Annotated in this window: 14 protein-coding genes; 9 read left to right on the top strand and 5 right to left on the bottom strand. The window is 73.2% G+C overall.

The window, feature by feature from the left end:
• Positions 1-99 precede the first annotated feature (99 nt).
• Positions 100-3,111 (top strand): helix-turn-helix transcriptional regulator, encoded by a 3,012-nt coding sequence (locus tag ADY01_RS15135; RefSeq protein WP_234320239.1) that lies wholly within the window; start codon positions 100-102, stop codon positions 3,109-3,111.
• A 33-nt stretch (positions 3,112-3,144) separates the two neighbouring features.
• Here the strand turns inward: ADY01_RS15135 and ADY01_RS15130 are convergent, their stop codons facing one another.
• Positions 3,145-4,365, bottom strand: a complete 1,221-nt coding sequence (locus tag ADY01_RS15130; protein WP_049572427.1) for a PQQ-dependent sugar dehydrogenase — start codon at positions 4,363-4,365, stop codon at positions 3,145-3,147.
• Positions 4,366-4,458: 93 nt separating this feature from the next.
• Positions 4,459-5,457, bottom strand: coding sequence for an aldo/keto reductase (locus ADY01_RS15125; RefSeq protein ID WP_078900321.1), 999 nt, complete (start codon positions 5,455-5,457; stop codon positions 4,459-4,461).
• 89 nt (positions 5,458-5,546) lie between these two features.
• Between ADY01_RS15125 and ADY01_RS15120 the strand changes: the two genes are divergently transcribed.
• The 6 genes from ADY01_RS15120 (at position 5,547) to serA (ending at position 15,115) form a co-directional block, all read left to right on the top strand.
• Positions 5,547-6,503, top strand: a complete 957-nt coding sequence (locus ADY01_RS15120; RefSeq protein WP_049572422.1) for a 2-hydroxyacid dehydrogenase — start codon at positions 5,547-5,549, stop codon at positions 6,501-6,503.
• Between the two features lie 115 nt (positions 6,504-6,618).
• Positions 6,619-9,522: a putative bifunctional diguanylate cyclase/phosphodiesterase gene (locus ADY01_RS15115; protein ID WP_063784237.1), complete on the top strand. Its 2,904-nt coding sequence runs from the start codon at positions 6,619-6,621 to the stop codon at positions 9,520-9,522.
• A 253-nt stretch (positions 9,523-9,775) separates the two neighbouring features.
• Positions 9,776-11,665, top strand: a complete 1,890-nt coding sequence (locus tag ADY01_RS15110; RefSeq protein WP_049572420.1) for an acetolactate synthase large subunit — start codon at positions 9,776-9,778, stop codon at positions 11,663-11,665.
• Between the two features lie 34 nt (positions 11,666-11,699).
• Entirely contained in the window at positions 11,700-12,224 is a 525-nt protein-coding gene (gene ilvN / locus ADY01_RS15105; protein WP_049572416.1) for an acetolactate synthase small subunit, read from the top strand.
• Between the two features lie 81 nt (positions 12,225-12,305).
• Positions 12,306-13,304: a ketol-acid reductoisomerase gene (gene ilvC, locus ADY01_RS15100; RefSeq protein ID WP_049572413.1), complete on the top strand. Its 999-nt coding sequence runs from the start codon at positions 12,306-12,308 to the stop codon at positions 13,302-13,304.
• Between the two features lie 221 nt (positions 13,305-13,525).
• The gene (gene serA, locus ADY01_RS15095; protein WP_049572408.1) at positions 13,526-15,115 is read left to right on the top strand and encodes a phosphoglycerate dehydrogenase; all 1,590 of its coding nucleotides are present in this window, start codon (positions 13,526-13,528) and stop codon (positions 15,113-15,115) included.
• Positions 15,116-15,244: 129 nt separating this feature from the next.
• Here serA and ADY01_RS15090 read toward each other — a convergent pair whose 3' ends face one another.
• From ADY01_RS15090 to ADY01_RS15080, 3 genes are all read right to left on the bottom strand, one after another.
• On the bottom strand, positions 15,245-16,222 hold the full coding sequence (locus tag ADY01_RS15090; protein WP_049572405.1) for a glycoside hydrolase family 6 protein: 978 nt from the start codon (positions 16,220-16,222) through the stop codon (positions 15,245-15,247).
• 547 nt (positions 16,223-16,769) lie between these two features.
• Positions 16,770-17,591: a calcium-binding protein gene (locus tag ADY01_RS15085; RefSeq protein ID WP_049572401.1), complete on the bottom strand. Its 822-nt coding sequence runs from the start codon at positions 17,589-17,591 to the stop codon at positions 16,770-16,772.
• 372 nt (positions 17,592-17,963) lie between these two features.
• On the bottom strand, positions 17,964-19,058 hold the full coding sequence (locus tag ADY01_RS15080; RefSeq protein ID WP_049572433.1) for a PucR family transcriptional regulator: 1,095 nt from the start codon (positions 19,056-19,058) through the stop codon (positions 17,964-17,966).
• A 174-nt stretch (positions 19,059-19,232) separates the two neighbouring features.
• Here ADY01_RS15080 and ADY01_RS15075 point away from each other — a divergent pair, with 174 nt between their 5' ends.
• Together ADY01_RS15075 and pruA are read left to right on the top strand one after the other, a co-directional pair.
• Positions 19,233-20,159, top strand: coding sequence for a proline dehydrogenase family protein (locus ADY01_RS15075; RefSeq protein WP_049572397.1), 927 nt, complete (start codon positions 19,233-19,235; stop codon positions 20,157-20,159).
• Between the two features lie 85 nt (positions 20,160-20,244).
• On the top strand, positions 20,245-21,876 hold the full coding sequence (pruA, locus tag ADY01_RS15070) for an L-glutamate gamma-semialdehyde dehydrogenase (protein WP_049572394.1): 1,632 nt from the start codon (positions 20,245-20,247) through the stop codon (positions 21,874-21,876).
• The last annotated feature ends 12 nt before the right edge of the window (positions 21,877-21,888 follow it).

Genomic DNA, 21,888 nt, shown 5'->3' with positions numbered 1-21,888 from the left:
CGCCCCGGTCTCCCGCCGCTGGCGGGTGTCGCGCGGGGGTGCGGGGGCCTGATGGCCGCCCGGGACGCGTTGTCAGTGGTGTGTGCCATGCTGCGGAACATGCAGAGCAAACCTCTCAGTCCGGTCTTCATCGGTCGCGGCCCCGAGCGGGTCGCGCTGACCGAGGGGCTCACCGCGGCCGACGCGGGTGAGCCCCAGGCCGTGCTGATAGGCGGCGAGGCGGGGGTCGGCAAGACCCGGCTGATAGAGCGTTTCCTCGAGGAGGCGGAGCAGGCCGGCGCGGTGACGGCCGTGGGCGCCTGCGTGGAGGCCGGCGCCGACGGGCTGCCGTTCGCGCCCATCTCCATCGTGCTGCGGGCGCTGCACCGCCGGCTCGGAGAGGAGCTGACGCGAGCCGCGGCCGGATTCGGCGGCGAGCTGGCGCGGCTGCTCCCCGAGCTGGGGCCGCCCGGCCCGGTGGGCGGGGCGCGGGACGTGGAGGTGCGCGCACGCCTCTTCGAGCTGACCGCGCGGCTGCTCGAATCCCTCGCCCAGGACCACCTGCTGGCCCTGGTCATCGAGGACCTGCACTGGTCGGACCGCTCCAGCAGGGAGCTGCTGGGCTATCTCTTCCGGTCGCTCCAGCGCGGCCGGATGGTCATCGTCACCACCTACCGGTCCGACGACATCCACCGGCGGCACCCGCTGCGCCCGTTCCTGGCCGAGCTGGACCGGCTGCGCACGGTGCGGCGCCTGGAGCTCGACCGGTTCACGCGGGAGGAGGTGCGCGGCCAGCTCGCCGGGATCCGGGGCACGGAGCCGCCCGAGGAGGTGCTCGACCACGTCTACCGCCGCTCCGACGGGAACGCGTTCTTCGTCGAGGAGCTGGCCTGCGTCTCAGCGGGCACCCGACCCGGCATGATCAGCGACTCCGTGCGCGACCTGCTGCTGGTGCGCGTCGAGGCGCTGCCGGAGACCGCGCAGCGCGTGGTGAGGATCGCCGCGGAGGGCGGGTCGCGGGTGGAGCACGGCCTCCTGCGCGCCGTCGCGGGCCTGTGCGAGGACGACCTGATCGAGGCGCTGCGGGCCGCCGTCGGGGCGAACATCCTGCTCCCGGACGACGACGGCGCCTACCGCTTCCGGCACGCGCTGGTGCGCGAGGCCGTGGACGACGACCTGCTGCCGGGCGAGCGGTCGCGGATCAGCCGCAGGTACGCCGAGGCGCTGGAGGCCGAGCCCGAGCTGGTGCCGTGCGACGAGCGCCCCGCCCGCCTCGCCACGTACTGGTATCACGCGCACGACGCCGCCAAGGCGCTGCCCGCCGTGGTCGCCGCGGCGACCGGGGCCCGCGACCGGCACGCCTACGCCGAGCAGCTCCAGTTGCTGGAGCGGGGCCTCGAACTGTGGGACAGCGCCCCGGTCGACGTCCGGCGGGGCCTGCGGATCGCCGAGGAGGCGGAGTCCTACCCGCTGTGCGCGTGCGACGACCCCACGCTGAGCTTCCTGGACATGCTGGCCGGGATGACGCTCGCGGCGCGGTTCGCGGGCGAGCCCGAGCGCGGCATCTCCGTGGTGAACCGGGCGCTGCGCATCCTGGACGACCTCGGCCACCCCCTGCGGGCCGCCTGGTTCTGGACGGAGAAGTCCCGGCTGACGCGCTGGCTCGGCCGGGGGAGCGGCTGGGACGAGCTGGGCACCGCGCAGGAGCTCCTGACCGGCTTCCCGCCCTCGCGCGTCCACGCCCGGGTGCTGACGGAGGCGGCGGCGTGGGGCGTGGTCTTCGCCCCGGGGCCCGGCAGCCTCTCCCTGGCCGACCGCGCGGTGGAGCTCTCCCGCGAGGTCGACGACACGAACGCCGAGCTGGACGCCCTGCTCAGCAGGGGCGGGCTGCTCATCGAGTCGGGTCGGGGCGACGAGGGACTGGCCGACATGCGGGCGGTGGCCCAGCGGGTCGCCGAGTGCGACCTGGTCGCGGTGTTCACCCGCAGCCATGTGAACCTTCAGTCGCTCCTCGAATCCATGGGCCGCTCCGAGGAGTCGCTCACGGTCGCCGAGGAGGGCATCGAGCTTGCCGGCCGGTACGGGCTGCGCGACAGCCAGTCCTGGATCCAGGGGAACAGGTCGGACGCCCTGTTCTCGCTGGGTCGCTGGGCCGATTCCGAGGCGGCGGCCCTGGAGGCGAGGCGCACCGCGCAGCACCCGGTCACCGTCGCGCTGGCCGCGCAGCGCCTTCTGCGGCTGGCGCTGGTCCGCGGGGACCTGGAGGCGGCGGACCAGGAGCTGGCGGTCATGCGCGAGCACCATGGCGAGCACGACGGGTCGGCGCCGCAGTACGCGCACCCGCGGGCTCAGTACCGGATCGCGCTGGCCGCGGCGCGGGGCGCCGTGCTGGACGCCCGCCGGGTGCTGGCCGACGCCGTGGCCGCCGGGCTCCCGCCGGGATCCGGCGTCTACACCTGGCCGATGCTGGACACGGCGGCGCAGGCCGAGTCGGAGGCGCGGGGGGTTCCGGCGGCCGAGCCGGGGCAGGCCGAGGCCATCGCCGCGCTGCGGGATTTCGCCGCGGGGCTGCCGCGGCAGTACCCGGTGTGGGAGGCCCACGGCGTGCTGGTGGAGGCCGAGCTGCGGCGGGCCGACGGCACCGCGACGGCGGCCGACTGGGCCGCCGCTGCCGCCGCGTTCGACGGGCTGACCCGCCCGTTCCAGCTGGCCAGGATCCACCTGCGGTGGGCCGAGGCGCTGGTGGCCGAGGGCGACCGCGAGCGGGCCGGGGAGCTGCTGGCCTCGGCGCACGCGGTGGCCCTGCCGCTGGGCGCCAGGAAGCTCACGGAGGAGACCCGGCGCCTGGCCCAGCGCGCCCGGCTGCCGCTGACGCCGGGCAGGACCCCGGCGGCGGAGGCCGCGCGGGACGAGTCGTTCGGGCTGACGCGGCGGGAGCGGGATGTGCTGGCGCTGGTGGCGGCGGGGCGGAGCAACCGGCAGATAGCCGAGGAGCTGTTCATCTCGCCGAAGACGGCGAGTGTGCACGTGTCGAACATCCTGGCCAAGCTGGAGGTGTCGGGCCGGGGCGAGGCCGCCGCGCTCGCCCACCGCCTCGGCATCGTCGGCGCGCCCCGCGCCGCCGCCGGCTGACCCGGGTCCCGGGCCCCGGGGGCAGAGGCAGCCCTAGGAGACCTGGAGCCGCAGGATGCGGTCGTCCACCTCGCCGGGGGTCCCGCGGGTGTCCGTCTCGTTGGTCACCAGGAGCAGTTCGTCCTCGCCGATGGCCAGCAGGGACCGCAGCCTGCCGTACTCGCCCTCGAAGAACGCCTGGGGCTCGGCCACCGGCTCCACCCCGTCCAGCGGGATCCGCCACAGCCGCTCGCCGCGCAGCGAGGCCATCCACAGCGATCCCTGGCTGAACGCCAGGCCACTGGGTGAGGCGTCGGCCGGGCGCCACTGCTCGACCGGGTCGACGAAGCCCTGCTCCTCGCCGCCGGTCCCCTCGACCTCGGGCCAGCCGTGGTTCCCGCCGGGCTCGATCAGGTTGAGCTCGTCCCACGCGTCGTTGCCGAACTCGGCGGACCACAGGCGCCCTTCGGCGTCCCAGGCCAGCCCCTGCACATTGCGGTGGCCGAGGGAGTAGACGAGCGAGCCGGGATCCGGGTTGTCCCCCGGGGGCTCGCCGGTCTCCGGCTCGATCCGCAGGATCTTGCCCGCCAGCGACCCCGCGTCCTGCGCGAGCGGCCCGTCGCCCGCGTCACCGGTCGAGGCGTAGAGCATCCCGTCCGGGCCGAACGCCAGCCGGCCGCCGTTGTGGATCGCCTCGCCCCTGGGGATGCCGGTGAGCAGGTCGTCCCCCGGCGTCAGCCGCTCGCCCTCGGGTGCCGAGCCGTCGTAGGTGAACGCGGTGATCCTGTTGTCGGACGCGGAGGTGTAGTAGGCGAACAGCCGCCCGTTCGACGCGAAGTCCGGGTGGAGGACCAGGCCGAGCAGCCCTCCCTCGCCCGGCTCGTCCTGGACACCCGGCACCTCGCCCGCCTCCGTGACCTCACCCGAGCCGGCCGCCACCTGGTGGACGGTGCCGCCGTCGCGCGAGCCGACGAGCAGATCGCCGTCGGGCAGCGCCACGATGCCCCAGGGCGAGTCCAGCCCGGCGGCGACCGTCTCGACCACCTCCGCCTCGCCCTCGGCGGGCGCGGGGGAGGGCGGCGGGCTCTCCGGCTCCTCGCTCTCCTCCGGCCCCCCGCTCTCCTCGGCGGTCGCCGCCGGGGAGGAGCGCTCCGCCCCCGCGGCGTCCTCACCCTCCTCACCGCCGTCCTCGGAGGAGCAGCCGGCCGCCAGCACGGCCAGCGCGGCGACCGCGGCCGGCCAGCCACGCGCGCGTCCTCGTCGCGTCACCGTCATCGGGACCTCCCCATCGGCGCTCGGAGCACGGAAAGACCGACCCCAGCACATCACAGCGAACGCCCCGGGCGCACGGGCGGGGAGGAGAGACCTTCAGGCCCAGGACTCGCGCGCGGGCGGCAGCTCCGCGATCTCCGCCAGGTCGTCCGCGGTCAGGTCGAGCTCGGCGGCCAGCGCGTTCTCCCGGGCCCAGCGCTCCCGCTTGGTGCCGGGCACCGGCACCACGAACGGGCCCTGCGCGAGCGCCCACGCCAGCGCCACCTGGGCCGGAGTCGCCCCCGCGTGCCGAGCGGCGACCCGGCGCAGCCCCGCGACCACCGGCTGGTTCGCCGCCATCATCTCCGCCGTGAAGCGCGGGTGCCTGGCCCGGATGTCGTCCGGCTCGAACCCGCCGCCCGGCACCAGCGTCCCGGTCAGGAACCCGCTGCCCAGCGGCAGGGCCGCGAGAAAACCGACGCCGCGCGCCGCGCACCACGGCAGCAGCTCCGCCAGCGCCTCGGCCGACCACACCGACAGCTCGGCCTGCACCCCGGTGACCGGGAACACCTGCTGCACCCTGGCCAGCAGCCGCACCGCGGAGCCGTACCCGCGGGCGCCCGCGGCGCCGGGGCCGCCGCGCGCCGAGACGGCGCACACCCCCAGCGCGCGCACCTTCCCCGCGGCGACCAGCTCCGCCATCGCGCCCCACGTCTCCTCGACCGGAACTTCCGGGTCGGCCCGGTGCAACTGGTACAGGTCGATCACATCCGTGCGCAGCCGGCGCAGCGACGCGTCGCACGCCCGCCGCACGTACGAGGGACGCCCGTTGGCCACGATGTGCTGCTCCCCGGCCAGCAGCCCGCACTTGGTCGCCAGGAACACGTCGTCGCGGCGCTCCTTCAGCACCCGGCCCACCAGCAGCTCATTGGTGAACGGGCCGTACATGTCCGCGGTGTCGAGCAGCGTGCAGCCCGCGTCCAGCGCCGCGTGCACCGCGCGCAGCGCCGACTCCCCGTCCCGCCCGTCCGTCGCGTATCCCCAGCTCATCGGGGCACAGCCGAGCCCCACGGCGCCCACCCGGAGCGTCCCGGCGCCCCATGTCCTGTACCGCACCTGCCGCAGATCCCTCCCGCGCTCGCGTCCAACGTAACGGCTGCCACCGACACCCGGCGCCCTGAAGGCCCCGGGCTAGCCTGGCGGGCATGACCGAACCGGAAGTCTGGCTGCCGTTCCCGCCGGCCGAGCTCGCCCCCCTGCCCGATTCACTGCACTACCGCCACTGGGACGGGGAAGAGGACTTCCCCGCCGATCCGGCCCGCTGCGTCTTCTACGTCGTCCCCTATATGAAGGGCCCGGCCCTCGCCCTGCGCCCCCTGGAGCACATGCCGCGCCTCCGCGTGGTCCAGACCCTCACCGCCGGCGTCGAGCACATGCTGCCCGCCGTGGACCGGCTGCCGTCCGGCGCCGTCCTGTGCAACGCGGGGGAGCTGCACAACACCAGCACCGCGGAGCTGGCCCTCGCGCTCACCCTGGCCGCCCAGCGGGACATCCCCGGCGCGGTGCGCGCCCAGCCGGAGGCGCGCTGGGAGCCCAGCGTGCAGCCCTCGCTCGCCGACCGGCGCGTGCTGATCGTCGGCTACGGCGGCATCGGATCCGCCGTCGAGGACCGGCTGCTGCCCTTCGACGTGGCCGAGGTGATACGCGTCGCCAGCCGTCCCAGGACCACGGAGCGCGGCCCGGTGCACGGCGTCGACGAGCTGCCCGCGCTGCTGCCGCGCGCCGAGGTCGTCATCGTGGCCACGCCCCTCACCGACGCGACCAGGGGCCTGGTCGACGCGGAGTTCCTCGCCCTGCTGCCCGACGGCGCCCTGCTGGTCAACGTGGCGCGCGGCGCGGTCGTCGACACCAAGGCACTGGTCGCGGAGGTGGAGACGGGTCGGCTGCGGGCCGCCCTCGACGTGACCGACCCGGAGCCCCTCCCGGAGGGCCACCCTCTGTGGCGGGCGCCGGGCGTGCTGATCACGCCCCACGTCGGCGGCCCGTCCACGGCGTTCAGGCCCCGGGCCGAGCGGCTGCTCCGGGCGCAGTTGCGGCGTTTCGCGGTGGGCGAACCCCTGCGGCACATCGTGGCCTCAGCAGGCATGTCACCCGCTTCCTGAGCGCTCGGCCCTCCCCAGACCGTTACTTTCGGTGAGAAGAGTATGTCGCTGAGTGACGGTCTGGTGTATCGTCCGTTCCGGGGTGAGCCCGGATCGGAAGGGGGGCGACAGGCGCATGCACCGTTCAAGGGGCCAGGGGCCCTCTCCCGGAGGGCATCAGGCCCATCCGCTCAGCGGCCCGTTTCCGCAGCTGGCGTTCGCCGCCGTGTGCGCGGCCTACGCGGTCGGCGCCGTCCTGGGGTGGGGATCTCCCCATCTGGCCGAGGTCATGGGCGACTTCGGGCTCAGCGGCGCCGCCTTCCTGGCCGCCGGCTCCTGCCTCTGGTACGCGAGCCGGCGCGCGGGCGCCTTCCGCGCCGCGTGGACCCTGTTCGGCCTGTCCTCCGTCATGGTCGCCCTGGGGAACGGGATCTGGGGTTGGTACGAGGTGGTGCTGCGCGAGCAGGTGCCCCGCGTCTCCGCCGCCGACGTCTGCTTCCTGCTGTTCGCGCCGCTGGCCATCGTCGGCCTGCTGATGCTCGCCAAGCGGCCGGTGACGCGGGCGGGCTGGATCTGCCTGGCCCTGGACGCGTGGCTGATCGGCGGCTCGCTGATGACGCTCTCCTGGAGCGTCGCCCTGGCCCAGGCCGCCCAGGCCCAGGGCGGCGAGGTGATCCGCGCCGCGCTGGCCGTGAGCTATCCGCTGCTGGACATCGCGCTCGTCAGCATCATCCTGGTCCTGCACTTCCGGCGCAGCGCCGCCCACCGCCCCGCGATCAACGCGGCGATCGGCGCGCTCGCCCTGACCGTCCTGTGCGACGCGCTGTTCACCTCGCCCATGCTGCGCGAGCAGTACAGCTCCGGGAGGCTGCTGGACGCGGGCTGGTTCGCCGGATCCCTGCTGCTCGCCTGCGCGCCCTGGATGGCCAGAGGGAGGGACGCCGACGAGGAGGAGCCCCCGCCGGACGGGCCCGGAGCCGCGGAGGGGCCCGAGGCCCCCGGCACCAGGCGGCCCCTCGCCGGGTCGCTCGCCGCGCTCACGCCCTATCTGGCCGGCGCGGTCTGCATGCTCAGCATCCTGTTCACCATAGTCAACGGGCACCATGTCGACCGGGTCGTGGTCTTCATCGCCTGCGCGGTCGTGCTCGGGCTGCTGGTCCGCCAGGGCATCACCCTCATGGACAACGTCTCCCTGACCCGCGAACTGGCCCGCAAGGAGAACTACTTCAGGTCTCTGGTCCAGGGGTCGAGCGACGTGATCATGATCGCCGCCCCCGGCGGCAGGCTGCGGTACGTCAGCCCGGCCGCCACCGGGGTCTACGGACAGGAGGCCGACCGGCTCACCGGCAGCGAGCTGTCCGCCCTGATCCACCCCGACGATCTCGGCCGCGTCCTGCACGAGCTGCGCCGCTTCCTCTCGGTGCCGCCCGCCCGGGAGCAGGGCACCAGGATCGAGTGCCGGGTGCGGCACGGCGCCGGGCACTGGCTGAACGTCGAGTCCAGCGTGAAGCGCCACGAGGGCGGCCTCATCTTCAACACCCGCGACGTCACCGAGCGGGTCAAGCTCCAGGCGCAGCTCCAGCACAGCGCCTCCCACGACGCCCTCACCGACCTGCCCAACCGCGCCCTGTTCACCGAGCGCGTGCGGCTGGCCCTCGCCGGCGGGCACGGCGACGGCCTGGACGCCGCCGTCTTCTTCATCGACCTCGACGGCTTCAAGGCGGTCAACGACTCGGTCGGGCACCAGGCCGGCGACGAGCTGCTGATCCAGGCCGCGCAGCGGCTGCGCGAGTCCGTGCGCAGCGGCGACACCACCGCGAGGCTCGGCGGCGACGAGTTCGCCGCGCTGATCGTCGGCGACCCCGGCGGCGAGCAGCCGGGGCCCCGCGAGTACCGCATCCTGGAGATCGCCGAGCGGGTGCGGGCCGCCCTCAGCCGCCCCTACGCGATCGACGGGCGCAGGGTGCGCGTGGCCGCCAGCATCGGCATCGCCTTCGCCGAGCAGGGGGCGACCCCCGCCGGCCTGATGCGCAAGGCCGACCTGGCGATGTACCGGGCCAAGCAGTCGGGCAAGGGCCGCGTCGAGCTGTACGCGCCCCAGCTCCAGGCCGACGCCGTGCGCCGCACCGAGCTGGCCGACCGCCTCGGCCGGGCGCTGCGCGCCGGGGAGTTCGCGCTGCTGCACCAGCCCGTCGTGGAGCTGGCCGACGGTCGGGTGGCCGCCGTCTCCGCGCAGGCCCGCTGGCGTTCCGCGCACGGGCTGCTGACCACCCCGCTGGAGATCCTGCGCACCGGGCGGCGCGAGACGAGCGCCGCCGCGGCGCCCGACGCGGAGGAGGAGCGGGCCGCCGAGGTCACCGGGTGGCTGCTCGACCAGGCCCTCGCCGAGGCAGGGCGGCGGCACCGCAAGGGACTCACCGTCCCGGTCAGCGTCCGCGTGCCCAGCGGCAGGCTCGCCGACCGGGCCATGGGCGCGGGCGCCGTCGAGGCCCTGCTCAGCCGCCACTCCCTGCCCCCCGAGGCACTGATGATCGAGCTCCCCGAGGCCGAGTCCTTCCTCGCCAGCGCCGAGCTGCGCCACCGCCTGACCGACCTCAGCCGGCTGGGCATCGGGGTGGCACTCGGCGGGTTCGGCAGCGGGGGCACCGCCGCCGCCGCGCTCCACCGGCTCCCCGTGGACCTCGTTCGCCTCGACGGCGAACTGGTCGACGGACTTCTCGACCACCCGCCGCTGCGCAAGATCGCGGCCGGCCTCCTGCGGATGGCCTCCGACCTGGGCATCGACTCGTTGGCCGGCGGGGTGGACCAGCCCGAGCTGGCTGTCGCCCTGCGCACCCTCGGCTGCCGCCGCGGTCAGGGCCTCGCCTTCAGCGAACCGCTGGAGACGGGGCGGCTGCGCCGGGTGCTCGACGAGGGCCGGCTGCCCGTACCACCCGACCCGGAGCACATCCCCGCCCAGGCCAGGCCGCCTCAGCGGAAGACCGACCGGGACGCCCCGACGTCCGCCGATTCCACCCCTTCACCCATCGCGCCCACATAGTGAGACGCCTTTCATGCTCGCTTGACACTGGCAGGAGAGAAGAGGAGTGTCTGTTTCATGCGCACCCGAATTCTCGTACGTGGACGGCGCGTCGGCTGACCCCGGGACGACCCGTGGGCCCCCAGTGGCGCGCTCCCCCTCGCATGCCGTGACGGCACGAGGGGTTTTTTGTTGCACAAGACCAGGTGCCCCCGCACCACAGAGTTCAGCACCCGCATCAGCACCCCCCTCACACCCCGAGAAGAGAACGACGATGACCGAGCAGGCCACCGGGGCGCCGAAGCCGCAGCCCCGGGCCCCCCGAGGCGGAGCGCCGCAGCACACCGCCGTCGCGCACCTGACGGGCGCCCAGTCCCTCATCCGCTCCCTCGAGGCGGTCGGCGCCGACACGGTGTTCGGCATCCCCGGCGGCGCGATCCTGCCGGCGTACGACCCGATGATGGACTCCACCGCGGTCCGCCACATCCTCGTCCGCCACGAGCAGGGCGCGGGCCACGCCGCGACCGGCTACGCCCAGGCCACCGGCAAGGTCGGCGTCTGCATGGCCACCTCGGGCCCCGGTGCGACCAACCTGGTCACCCCCATCGCCGACGCGCACATGGACTCGGTGCCGCTGGTCGCCATCACCGGGCAGGTCGCCAGCAAGACCATCGGTACCGACGCGTTCCAGGAAGCCGACATCTGCGGCATCACCCTGCCGATCACCAAGCACAACTTCCTGGTGACCGACCCCGCCGACATCCCGCGGACCATCGCCGAGGCGTTCCACATCGCCTCCACCGGCCGCCCCGGGCCGGTCCTGGTCGACATCGCCAAGGACGCCCTCCAGCGGCAGACCACGTTCAGCTGGCCCCCCACCCCCGACCTCCCCGGGTACCGCCCGGTCAGCCGCCCGCACGCCAAGCAGATCCGCGAGGCCGCCCGGCTGATCTCCGAGGCCAGGCGCCCCGTCCTCTATGTCGGCGGCGGCATCGTCAAGGCCCAGGCCTCGGCCGAACTGCTCGCCCTCGCCGAGCTGACCGGCGCGCCCGTCACCACGACGCTGATGGCGCTCGGCGCGTTCCCCGACAGCCACCCCCAGCACCTCGGCATGCCCGGCATGCACGGTTCGGTCGCCGCCGTCACCGCCCTCCAGAAGGCCGACCTGATCGTCGCCCTCGGCGCCCGCTTCGACGACCGGGTCACCGGCAGGATCGACTCGTTCGCCCCGCACGCCAAGATCGTCCACGCCGACATCGACCCCGCGGAGATCGGCAAGAACCGCATCGCCGACGTCCCGATCGTCGGCGACGTCAAGGAGGTCATGGCCGACCTCGCCGCCGCGCTGCGCTCCGAGGCGCAGGGCGCCCCCGGCGTCGCCGCCGACCGCTACGCCGCATGGTGGGCCCAGCTCAACCGGTGGCGCGAGACCTATCCGCTGGGCTACGACCTGCCCGAGGACGGCAGCCTCTCCCCGCAGCAGGTCATCGAGCGCATCGGACAACTGGCCCCCGAGGGGACCATCTACACCGCGGGCGTCGGCCAGCACCAGATGTGGGCCGCCCACTACCTCTCCTTCGAGAAGCCGGGCACCTGGCTCAACTCGGGGGGCCTGGGCACCATGGGCTACGCCGTCCCGGCCGCCCTGGGAGCCAAGGCGGGCCGCCCCGGCGCCACCGTGTGGGCGATCGACGGCGACGGCTGCTTCCAGATGACCAACCAGGAGCTGGCCACCGCCGCCCTGAACAACATCCCGATCAAGGTCGCCGTCATCAACAACGGCGCCCTGGGGATGGTCCGCCAGTGGCAGACCCTCTTCTACAACCAGCGGTACTCCAACACCGTGCTGCGCGACGGCCCGTCCGGCACGTACAGCGGCTCCGCCGCCGGCGACTCCTCGGCCACCAGCACCGGCACCCGCGTTCCCGACTTCGTCAAGCTGGCCGACGCCATGGGTTGCGTCGGGCTCCGCTGCGAGGACCCCGGCCAGCTGGAAGCGGTCATCGAGAAGGCCAACTCCATCAACGACCGCCCCGTGGTCGTCGACTTCATCGTCCACGAGGACGCGATGGTCTGGCCGATGGTCGCGGCCGGCACCTCCAACGACGAGGTCATGGCGGCCCGCGGCGTCCGCCCCGACTTCAGCGACGCCGCCGACGACTGACCCACCGACGACCCCCGCCGAGGAACGAACCGACATGTCCAAGCACACCCTCTCCGTCCTGGTGGAGAACAAGCCCGGCGTCCTCTCCCGGATCACCTCGCTCTTCTCCCGCCGCGGCTTCAACATCGACTCGCTCGCCGTCGGCACCACCGAGCACCCCGAGGTCTCCCGGATCACCATCGTGGTCAACGTGGAGGCGCTCCCCCTCGAACAGGTCACCAAGCAGCTCAACAAGCTCGTCAACGTGCTGAAGATCGTCGAGCTCGACCCGACCGCGGCCATCCACCGCGAGCTCGTCCTGGTGAAGGTCCGCGCGGACAACGACACCAGGTCGCAGATCGTGGAGATCGTCCAGCTCTTCCGCGCCAAGACCGTCGATGTCGCACCCGAGGCCGTCACCATCGAAGCCACCGGCAGCAGCGACAAGCTGGAGGCCATGCTCCGCATGCTGGAGCCCTTCGGCATCAAGGAGCTCGTGCAGTCCGGGGCCATCGCCATCGGACGCGGCGCCCGCTCCATCACGGACCGCTCGCTGCGCGCCCTGGAACGGACCGCATAGCGAGACCGTTTCCGCCGTTCCCGCGCCACGGCCTACCGTGGTCGATCGGGAGCACCACTGAGACAAGAGGAGAAAACGCAAGTGGCCGAGCTGTTCTACGACGACGACGCCGACCTGTCCATCATCCAGGGCCGCAAGGTCGCGGTCCTGGGGTACGGCAGCCAGGGCCACGCCCACGCGCTGTCGCTGCGTGACTCGGGCGTCGACGTCCGGGTCGGCCTGCACGAGGGCTCGACGTCGCGGGCGAAGGCGGAGGAGCAGGGCCTGCGGGTCACCAGCCCCGCGGAGGCCGCCGCCGAGGCCGACGTGATCATGATCCTGGTCCCGGACCCGATCCAGGGCCGCGTGTACGAGGAGTCCGTCCGCGGCAACCTCAAGCAGGGCGACGCCATCTTCTTCGGCCACGGCCTCAACATCCGGTTCGGCTTCATCGAGCCGCCCGCGGGCGTGGACGTGTGCATGGTCGCCCCCAAGGGCCCCGGCCACCTCGTGCGCCGCCAGTACGAGGAGGGCCGCGGCGTTCCGTGTATCGCGGCCGTGGAACAGGACGCCACCGGCGGCGCGTTCCCCCTGGCCCTGTCCTACGCCAAGGCCATCGGCGGCACCCGGGCCGGCGTGATCAAGACCACCTTCACCGAGGAGACCGAGACCGACCTCTTCGGCGAGCAGGTGGTGCTCTGCGGCGGCACCTCCGCGCTGGTCAAGGCGGGCTTCGAGACGCTGGTTGAGGCCGGTTACCAGCCGGAGATCGCGTACTTCGAGTGCCTCCACGAGCTCAAGCTGATCGTGGACCTGATGTACGAGGGCGGCCTGTCCAAGATGCGCTGGTCGGTGTCCGAGACCGCCGAGTGGGGCGACTACGTCTCCGGCCCGCGGATCATCACCGACGAGACCAAGGCGGAGATGAAGCGGATCCTCGCCGAGATCCAGGACGGCAGCTTCGCGAAGAACTGGATGGACGAGTACAACGCGGGCCTCCCCCGGTACAACGAGTACAAGAAGCAGGACGGTGACTCGCTGCTGGAGAGCACGGGCAGGGACCTTCGGAAGCTCATGAGCTGGGTCGAAGAAGAGGACTGAAACCTCCGCCCCACTTCCGAGAAACCCCTGTTCGCCCGCGGGATTCGCTCGATCGAGCGGTGGCCCGGCAGGCGCCTGCCGGGCCCGTCGCCGCGTGGCTACACTGCACTGCACAAGCGCGTCACAGGCTCACAGCGTCGTGCGTCTCCACGCGGATGCCCCTCTCCCTCCCGCCGTCGGCCGCCGGGACGCGGCCTTCCGCAAAGGACAAGTGAGATCCAGTGAGCAAGCCCGTCGTACTGATCGCCGAAGAGCTTTCGCCCGCCACCGTCGACGCCCTGGGGCCGGATTTCGAGATCCGGCACTGCGACGGCGCGGACCGCGCCGACCTGCTGAGCGCCATCGCCGATGTGGACGCGGTCCTCATTCGCAGCGCCACCAAGATCGACTCGGAGGCCATCGCCGCCGCCCGCCGCCTGAAGGTCGTCGCCCGCGCCGGGGTCGGTCTGGACAACGTCGACGTGCCCGCCGCCACCAAGGCGGGCGTGATGGTGGTCAACGCTCCCACGTCGAACATCGTGACGGCCGCCGAGCTGGCCTGCGGTCTCCTCATCTCCACCGCGAGGAACATCCCGCAGGCCAACGCCGCGCTGAAGAACGGCGAGTGGAAGCGCAGCAAGTACACCGGCGTGGAGCTGGCGGAGAAGACCCTGGGCGTCGTGGGCCTGGGCCGCATCGGCGTCCTGGTCGCCCAGCGGATGGCGGCGTTCGGCATGGACGTCGTGGCGTACGACCCCTACGTCCAGCCGGCGCGCGCGGCGCAGATGGGCGTCAAGCTCCTCACGCTGGACGAACTGCTCACGGTCGCGGACTTCATCACCGTCCACCTGCCCAGGACCTCCGAGACGCTGGGCCTCATCGGCGACGACGCGCTGCACAAGGTCAAGCCGACCGTCCGGATCGTCAACGCGGCGCGCGGCGGGATCGTCGACGAGGCGGCGCTGCTCAGCGCGTTGAAGGAGGGCCGGGTCGCCGGCGCCGGGCTCGACGTGTACGCGTCCGAGCCCTGCACCGACTCGCCGCTCTTCGAGTTCGACACGGTGGTGGGCACCCCGCACCTGGGCGCCTCGACCGGCGAGGCGCAGGAGAAGGCGGGCGTCTCGGTGGCCAAGTCGGTGCGGCTCGCCCTGGCCGGAGAGCTGGTGCCCGACGCGGTGAACGTCCAGGGCGGCGTCATCGCCGAGGACGTGCGGCCGGGTCTTCCGCTGGCCGAGCGGCTGGGCCGGATCTTCACCGCGCTGGCGGGCGAGGTCGCCCAGCGCCTCGACGTCGAGGTCTGCGGCGAGATCACCCAGCACGACGTGAAGGTGCTGGAACTGTCCGCGCTCAAGGGCGTGTTCGAGGACGTGGTGGCCGAGACGGTCTCCTATGTCAACGCCCCGCTGTTCGCGCAGGAGCGCGGCGTCGAGGTGCGGCTGACCACCAGCTCGGAGTCGCCCGACCACCGGAACCTGATCACGGTCCGCGGCACGCTCACCAGCGGCGAGGTCGTCTCCGTGGCCGGCACGCTGGCGGGGCCCAAGTACCAGCAGAAGATCGTCGGCATCGGCCCGCACACCCTGGACCTGGCCGTCGCCGACCACATGGCGTTCCTGCGCTACGCCGACCGGCCCGGCGTGGTCGGCACCCTGGGCCGCATCCTCGGCGAGGCGGACATCAACATCGCGGGGATGCAGGTCGCCCGTGCCGAGGAGGGTGGCGAGGCGCTGATCGCCCTCACGGTGGACGGCACCATCCCCGCCGCGGTGCTCACCGAGGTCGCCGCCGAGGTCGGGGCCACCTCCGCCCGCGGTGTGAACCTGGCCGACTGAACGTCCCACCGCGTCCGGCCTTCCGCCCGTCTCCCGGCCCCGGCGCGGTCGAAACCGGTGCCGCCCTGGGAAGGCAGGGGCGGCACCGGTCCGGGCAGGCGCACCGACATGTGCGCGGTGCTGGGATCGTCAGCCGCCTGCCAGCTCAACCGCCTTGTCCGGGGAGAACTGACCGGCGGGACCGTCGCAGCCGTCCAGTTCGCCCGGGGGCTTGACCCACAGGAACGCGTCGATCAGGTCGCTTCCCGTGGCGACGGTGGGGTTCTCGCCGACCAGCCGGCCGGGCGGGTCGCACCATTCGCCTCCGGCGGGGCCGTTGCCGTTGCGGCTGGTGTCGATCACGGCGCCGAGGCCCTCGGGAGCGCCGAGCTCGTTGAGCACGGCCTCGGCGAAGGCGACCTCGTCGTCGGTGGTGCGGTAGTTGGAGACGTTGGAGAAGATGCCGTCACCGTTCTCCAGGATGCCCGCCTGCTCCAGCACGTCGGCGATCTCGGCCGGGTCGTGCCAGGCGGAGTGCCCGACGTCGAAGTAGACCCTCGCCTCCGGGTTGGCCGCATGCAGGGTGGCGGCGGCCTCGGAGATCGCGTCGAACCTGGCGGTGCGGTCGGCACCCTCCAGGCAGTCGGACAGGGCGAGCGCGTCCGGCTCCAGGATGACCACGACGGGGCCGCTGCCCAGGCCGTCGGCGAAGCCCTGGTTCCAGCTCAGGTAGCTCGGCAGGTCGGGGGCGCCACCGGCGGAGGCGCCGCCGCAGTCGCGGTCGGGGATCATGTAGGAGACCAGGACCGGGACTTCGCCCGCCGCCGCGGCGGCCGAGGTGACCTCGGCGACGTCCTGGGTGATGGTCGAGGGCTGGTAGCTGGAGAACCACACGCCTTGCGGCTGGCTGGTGATCCGCTCGGCGATGACGTCGGCCCTGGGGTCGTCGGGGTTCTCGGCGACCCACTCGTGGGCCTGGAGCGGGTAGTTGTGGAACACCGTGTCGGCGGGCAGGTCGGCCGCCGTCGCTCCCTGTGCGGAGGCGAGGGCGCCCCAGACGAATACGCCGCCGACCGCCGTGGCGGCGGCGAGCAGCATCCGTATGCGCGCGGTTCGTGGGGTGCGCATGCTGGGATCGTTCCCTTCGTCGGGAATGGTTGTGGGGGTGTGTGGGAGCGCTCCCATGCTCCCGTTCCTGCCGAACATAGCGGCTCACCGGTGCGGAGTAAACGGTCATGACAGACTCCGCGCCGTCGAGTTGGCGGCCGTCGAGGAACGGAGGCCGCGGCCCGCGCGTGCGGGTCCTGGCCGGAGCCTCGGTGGGCTGGGAGTTCCGCACGCGCCGCCGAGGGGCAGCCGGGGCAGGCGTGGGCCGGGCTCCTCGGTCACCCGGTCACCGGCCCGGGCCATGGGTGCGACGTCGCTCGTGTCGCCCCGCGCCAGGCGCCCGAGCGCGCGGGTCAGGGTAAGTCCCCGGCAGGGCGCGTCTGACAGGCCGACGAGCCCGTTGACGGTCCCGCCGGAGGTCGGCTGTGCGCCGACCGGGCTCGGCCAGGACCTGGCCGAGCCGCTCCACCACCTGATCGACCGGGTCGCGGCCCGCGCCGAGGACGTGCGCGCCGCCCGGCGGCGTCGCGACCGCGAGACCGGCCGATCGAGGCGGTGGCGAACGGGCTCAGGCGTCGCGGCGTACCGGAGCCCAGTCCTGGACGATCACGTTGTTCCCGGTGCCGCCGGATATCTCGTCCACACCCCCGTCGCCGTAGAGCGCGTCGTCACCGCTGTTCCCGAAGATGATGTCCGCGTGATCACCCCCGTGGATCTCGTCGTTCCCCGTGCCGCCGGCTATCTCGTCCTCGCCGCTCTCCCCGAAGATCAGGTCGTCGCCGTCCTGGCCCTGGATCACGTCGTTCCCCGAGCCCCCGTACAGCGTCTCGCCCGCACGGTGACCTATGAGGGTGTCGTGCCCCGCGTCCCCGTAGGCCCAGCCGTCCGGACTCGGGCGGATCGTGTCGTTCCCCGGGCCGCCGTGCTGGGCGTGTCCGGCGGACAGGGAATCGTCACCGTCCTCGCCAAAGACCTCGTGGAGGGTGTTGTTCCCGTGGACGGTGTCGTCGCCGTCTCCCCCGTAGACCACGCCGATGCCGCTGGTGCGGACCACGACATCGTCGTCCCCGTCGCCCAGTTCGAGGGACACGAACGGGATGTCGCCGATGTCGTCGATGTGGCAGGCGACCACGGTGAGATCGGCCTCGTCCGGATGGAAGCAGTTCTGGCCGGGGGTGACGGGCACCACGTCGTTGAAGACGTACAACTGGTCGATGCGGGGGCCGACCTCCGTGACGACCACCTCGTTCACCTCGCCCTCGCCCGCGCTGAACCGGGCCGTGTTCCCCACGGCGGAGACGGTGGCCGTCGTGGCCGCCGCGGCCGGAGCCGCTCCGAGCCCCACCCCCGCCAGCGCGGTCGCGCCCAGGACGATGAGTGCATTTCGCATGATTCCCCCTCTTGTTGGTCCCGCCCTCTTTGACTCCCGTCGCGGCCCGTTGGTTGTATCGAGCGGACGAACGTCCATCGAACGAGTGAGCGTGTGGGGGGTGTTGGCCGGGCAGCCTTCAGCCGGGGACGGGGTCGGAAGGCGAACCGCCGCGGGGTCGCTCATCGGATCACGCCGGCACGCGGGTCGGTCCCGCGCCGGGGCCCTCCGCCGACGGCAGACGCGGCCGGGACCGTTCGGCTGTGCGCGACGGCCGGAGACGATTCCGAACGTCAACTGGCGGCCGTCTTCCAGGCGTTGGAGTCCTGGTACGCCGAGCCCGCCTTCCGCGGCGACCGCCGCACCGCCATCGGTCAGCGGGCCCCGCAAGCGCTACAGGCGGGCTCGCTTGAGCGACATGTGGAGGAGGAGGCGGTCCTCGCCGTCGTCGAGGTCGAGGCCCGTGAGGTGCTCGATGCGGGACAGGCGGTAGTAGAGCGTTTGGCGGTGGATCCCCAGGGCCTCCGCCGTGCGGGTCGCCTGACCCGCCAAGTCGAGGAACGCCTCGGCGGTGCGGGCGAGTTCACGGTGCTCGGGACCGAGCAAGGGCCCCACCGCCGGATCGGGCTCGCCGCCGGGCAGGGCGGTCAGCAGGCGGAAGGGTCCCAGGTCCTCCCACCGCGCGACCGGACCGAACCGGCGCTCCGCCCGCGCCGCGCGCCCCGCGGCCAGTGCCTCGCGCCATGCGTCGGCCAGCTCCCGCACGCCCCGGCGCGCGCCACCGACCCCGGCGGTGCCCCGGCCGCGCAGCCGCTCGGCCACTCCGATGGCGGCGCCGGGGCGCACGAGCGCGGCCAGCGCGCCGGGGTCCCCGCCCACCGCGCAGAGGGCGAGCGCCCCCGGCGGGGCGGCCGGCACGTCGTCCGCCGCCCGCCACGGCGCCACGGCCACCACGGTCAACGCCGCCTCCGCGCCGGTGCCGAGGCCCGCCGCGAGCTCGTCCGTCGCGCCGGGGCCGCCCTCCGTGAGCGCCGACCGCAGCAGCTCGCCGAGGCGCGCCCCCGCCCGCGCCTCCTTGGCGAGCAGGGTCCCGATCCGCTCGGCCGTGGCCATGGCGGCGGCCAGCCGGGGGTCGTCCAGCGTGACCGCGCCGTCGTCCAGCAGCCAGATGTAGCCGTACACCACCGCTCCGTGCCGCACCGGCAGGCAGATACGGCCGGTCAGCACGCCCGCGGTCGGCTCCGGCGGGATACGCACCGGCGCGCGCGCCGTGGCGATGCCGAAGCTCTCGAACCACTCGCGCACCGCGGGCGTCGAGCGCCGGTTCAGGATCGACCGCGTGCGCACCGGGTCCATGACCCGGTCGTCCTCGCTGTCGTGCGCCCCGAACGCGATCAGCCCGAAGTCGCGCCCCTCCAGCGTCGCCGGGGTGCCGAGCAGCGCGCAGACCTCGTCGATGAGCTCCTGGTACTCCGTCCTCGTTCCCATGCGCACTCCCGCCGCCACCTCCTCGTCCACCGGCCCGGCCCCCACCCCATTCTCATACAGATGTCTGAGAACGCGGGCTCCGAAGCCTGACACCTGTCCGTGGCCGCCAAACCGGGCGTTCCTTACCTTCTCGGGTAACTTCGGTTCTCACTTCTCAGGGACAGGGAGGTGCCCATGCTGGGACCCGTCCTCCTCGCGGCGGCGCGCAGCGACAACGTCCGGCGCCTCGTCTCCGCCGCCCCCGTCACCCGCTCGGTGGTGAACCGCTTCGTGGCCGGTGAGCGGCTCGACGAGTCCGTCGCCGTGACCACCGCCCTGGTGGACCGCGGGCTCGACGTCACCCTGGACCACCTCGGTGAGGACGTCACCGGCCGCGCCGAGGCCCTGCGCAGCAGGGACGCCTACCTGGCCCTGATCGACCGGCTCGCCGCCGAGCACCTCGGCGCCAGGGCCGAGGTGTCGGTCAAGCTGTCCGCGTTCGGCCAGGCGCTCCCCGGCGGCCACGACATCGCCTACCGGAACGTCCTGGACGTCGTCGAGGCCGCGACCGCCGTGGGCACGACGGTCACCCTGGACATGGAGGACCACACGACGGCCGACTCGACCCTGGCCATCCACGCCGACCTCCGCGGCCGCTTCCCCAGGACCGGGGCCGTCGTCCAGTCCTACCTCTTCCGGACCGAGAAGGACTGCCTGGCCCTCGCCGGAACGGGCTCCCGGGTCCGCCTGGTGAAGGGCGCCTACCGCGAGCCCGCCTCGGTCGCCCACCAGGACAAGCACGAGGTGGATCGCTCCTATGTCCGCTGCCTGCGGATCCTGCTCGCGGGCAGCGGCCACCCCATGATCGCCACCCATGACCCCCGGCTGATCAGGGTGGCGCAGTCACTCGCCGCGCGCCTGGGGCGCACGCCGGACGCGTACGAGTTCCAGATGCTCTATGGCATTCGCGAGGCGGAGCAGGAACGGCTCGCCGGGCTCGGGCATCGGGTGCGCGTCTATGTGCCCTACGGCACCGACTGGTACGGCTACTTCATGCGCCGCCTGGCCGAGCGCCCCGCCAACCTGGCCTTCTTCGCGCGTTCCCTCGTCAGCCGCGGCTGACCGCCGCCACCCCCGTTCCCCCGCTTCCCCCCACTTCCAAATTTCCTCTCGACCCTTTCCCGACCTCCCTGGAAGGAGACGCGGCATGGATGCCGTGACCGAGGTTCCGCTGCCGGTGAACGAGCCGGTGTACACCTACGCCCCCGGCTCGCCGGAGCGCGCCCGCCTGGAGGCCAAGCTCGCCGAACTCGCCGGCAACCCCGTCGACCTGCCCATGACCATCGGCGGCCAGCGGCGCATGGGCGGCGGCGAGCGTGTCGACGTCGTCCAGCCGCACCGCCACAAGGCGCGCCTGGGCACCTATGGCAACGCCACCGCGCGGGACGCGCGGGACGCGATCGACGCGGCGCTGGCCGCCGCCCCCGCGTGGCGCGCGCTGCCGTTCGACGACCGCGCGGCGGTGTTCCTGCGCGCCGCCGAGCTGCTCTCCGGGCCCTGGCGCGAGACGATCGCCGCCTCCACCATGCTCGGCCAGTCCAAGACGGTGCAGCAGGCGGAGATCGACGCGCCCTGCGAGCTGATCGACTTCTGGCGGTTCAACGTCCACTTCGCCCGGCAGATCCTGGCCGAGCAGCCGCCCGTTCAGCCCAAGGGCGTCTGGAACCGCATGGACTTCCGGCCCCTGGAGGGCTTCGTCTACGCGATCACCCCGTTCAACTTCACCGCCATCGCGGGCAACCTCCCGACCGCGCCCGCCCTCATGGGCAACGTGGTGGTCTGGAAGCCGTCGCCGACCCAGACCCACTCGGCCGTGCTGCTGATGGAGCTGCTCCACGAGGCGGGCCTGCCCGACGGCGTCATCAACCTGGTGACGGGCGACGGCAAGGCGGTCTCCGAGGTCGCGCTGCCCCACCCGGACCTGGCCGGGATCCACTTCACGGGCTCCACCACGACGTTCCGCTACCTGTGGCAGCAGGTCGGCGCCCACATCGAGCGCTACCGGGGCTACCCGCGCATCGTCGGCGAGACCGGCGGCAAGGACTTCATCGTCGTCCACCCGAGCGCCGACCCCGCGCCCGTGAAGACGGCGATCATCCGCGGCGCGTTCGAGTACCAGGGCCAGAAGTGCTCCGCCGCTTCCCGCGCCTACATCCCGCGTTCGCTGTGGGAGGGCGGGCTGCGCGACTCCGTCGCGGCCGAGGCCGAGAGCCTGACCATGGGCGACCCCACCGACCTGTCGCACTTCATGGCCGCGGTGATCGACGAACGCGCCTTCGCCAAGAGCAAGGCGGCGATCGACCGCGCCAAGGCCGACCCGGCCTGCGAGATCGTCGCGGGCGGCACGTACGACGACTCGGTCGGGTACTTCGTCCGGCCGACGATCCTCACCTGCTCGGACCCGGAGAGCGAGGTCTTCTCCACCGAGTACTTCGGACCGATCATCGCCGTCCATGTGTACGAGGACGACACCTTCGACGCCATGCTCGACCAGATGGAGTCCGCCGCGGCCTACGCCCTGACCGGCGCCGTCTTCGCCAGGGACCGCGCGGTGGCGGCGGCGGTGGGGGAGCGGCTCCGCTTCGCGGCGGGGAACTTCTACGTCAACGACAAGCCGACCGGCTCCGTCGTCGGCCAGCAGCCGTTCGGCGGCGCCCGCGCCTCGGGCACCAACGACAAGGCGGGCTCGAAGTTCAACCTGCTGCGCTGGGCCTCCCCGCGCGTCATCAAGGAGACACTCGTTCCCCCGACGGACCACCGGTACCCGCACATGGACTGACCGCCCCCGGGC

The organism is Streptomyces sp. SBT349 (genome assembly GCF_001083795.1).
In the GTDB taxonomy this organism is placed as follows: Bacteria; Actinomycetota; Actinomycetes; order Streptomycetales; family Streptomycetaceae; genus Streptomyces.
Note: the sequence above shows the minus strand (reverse complement) of the source record. Positions and strands in the feature narration are given on the sequence as shown.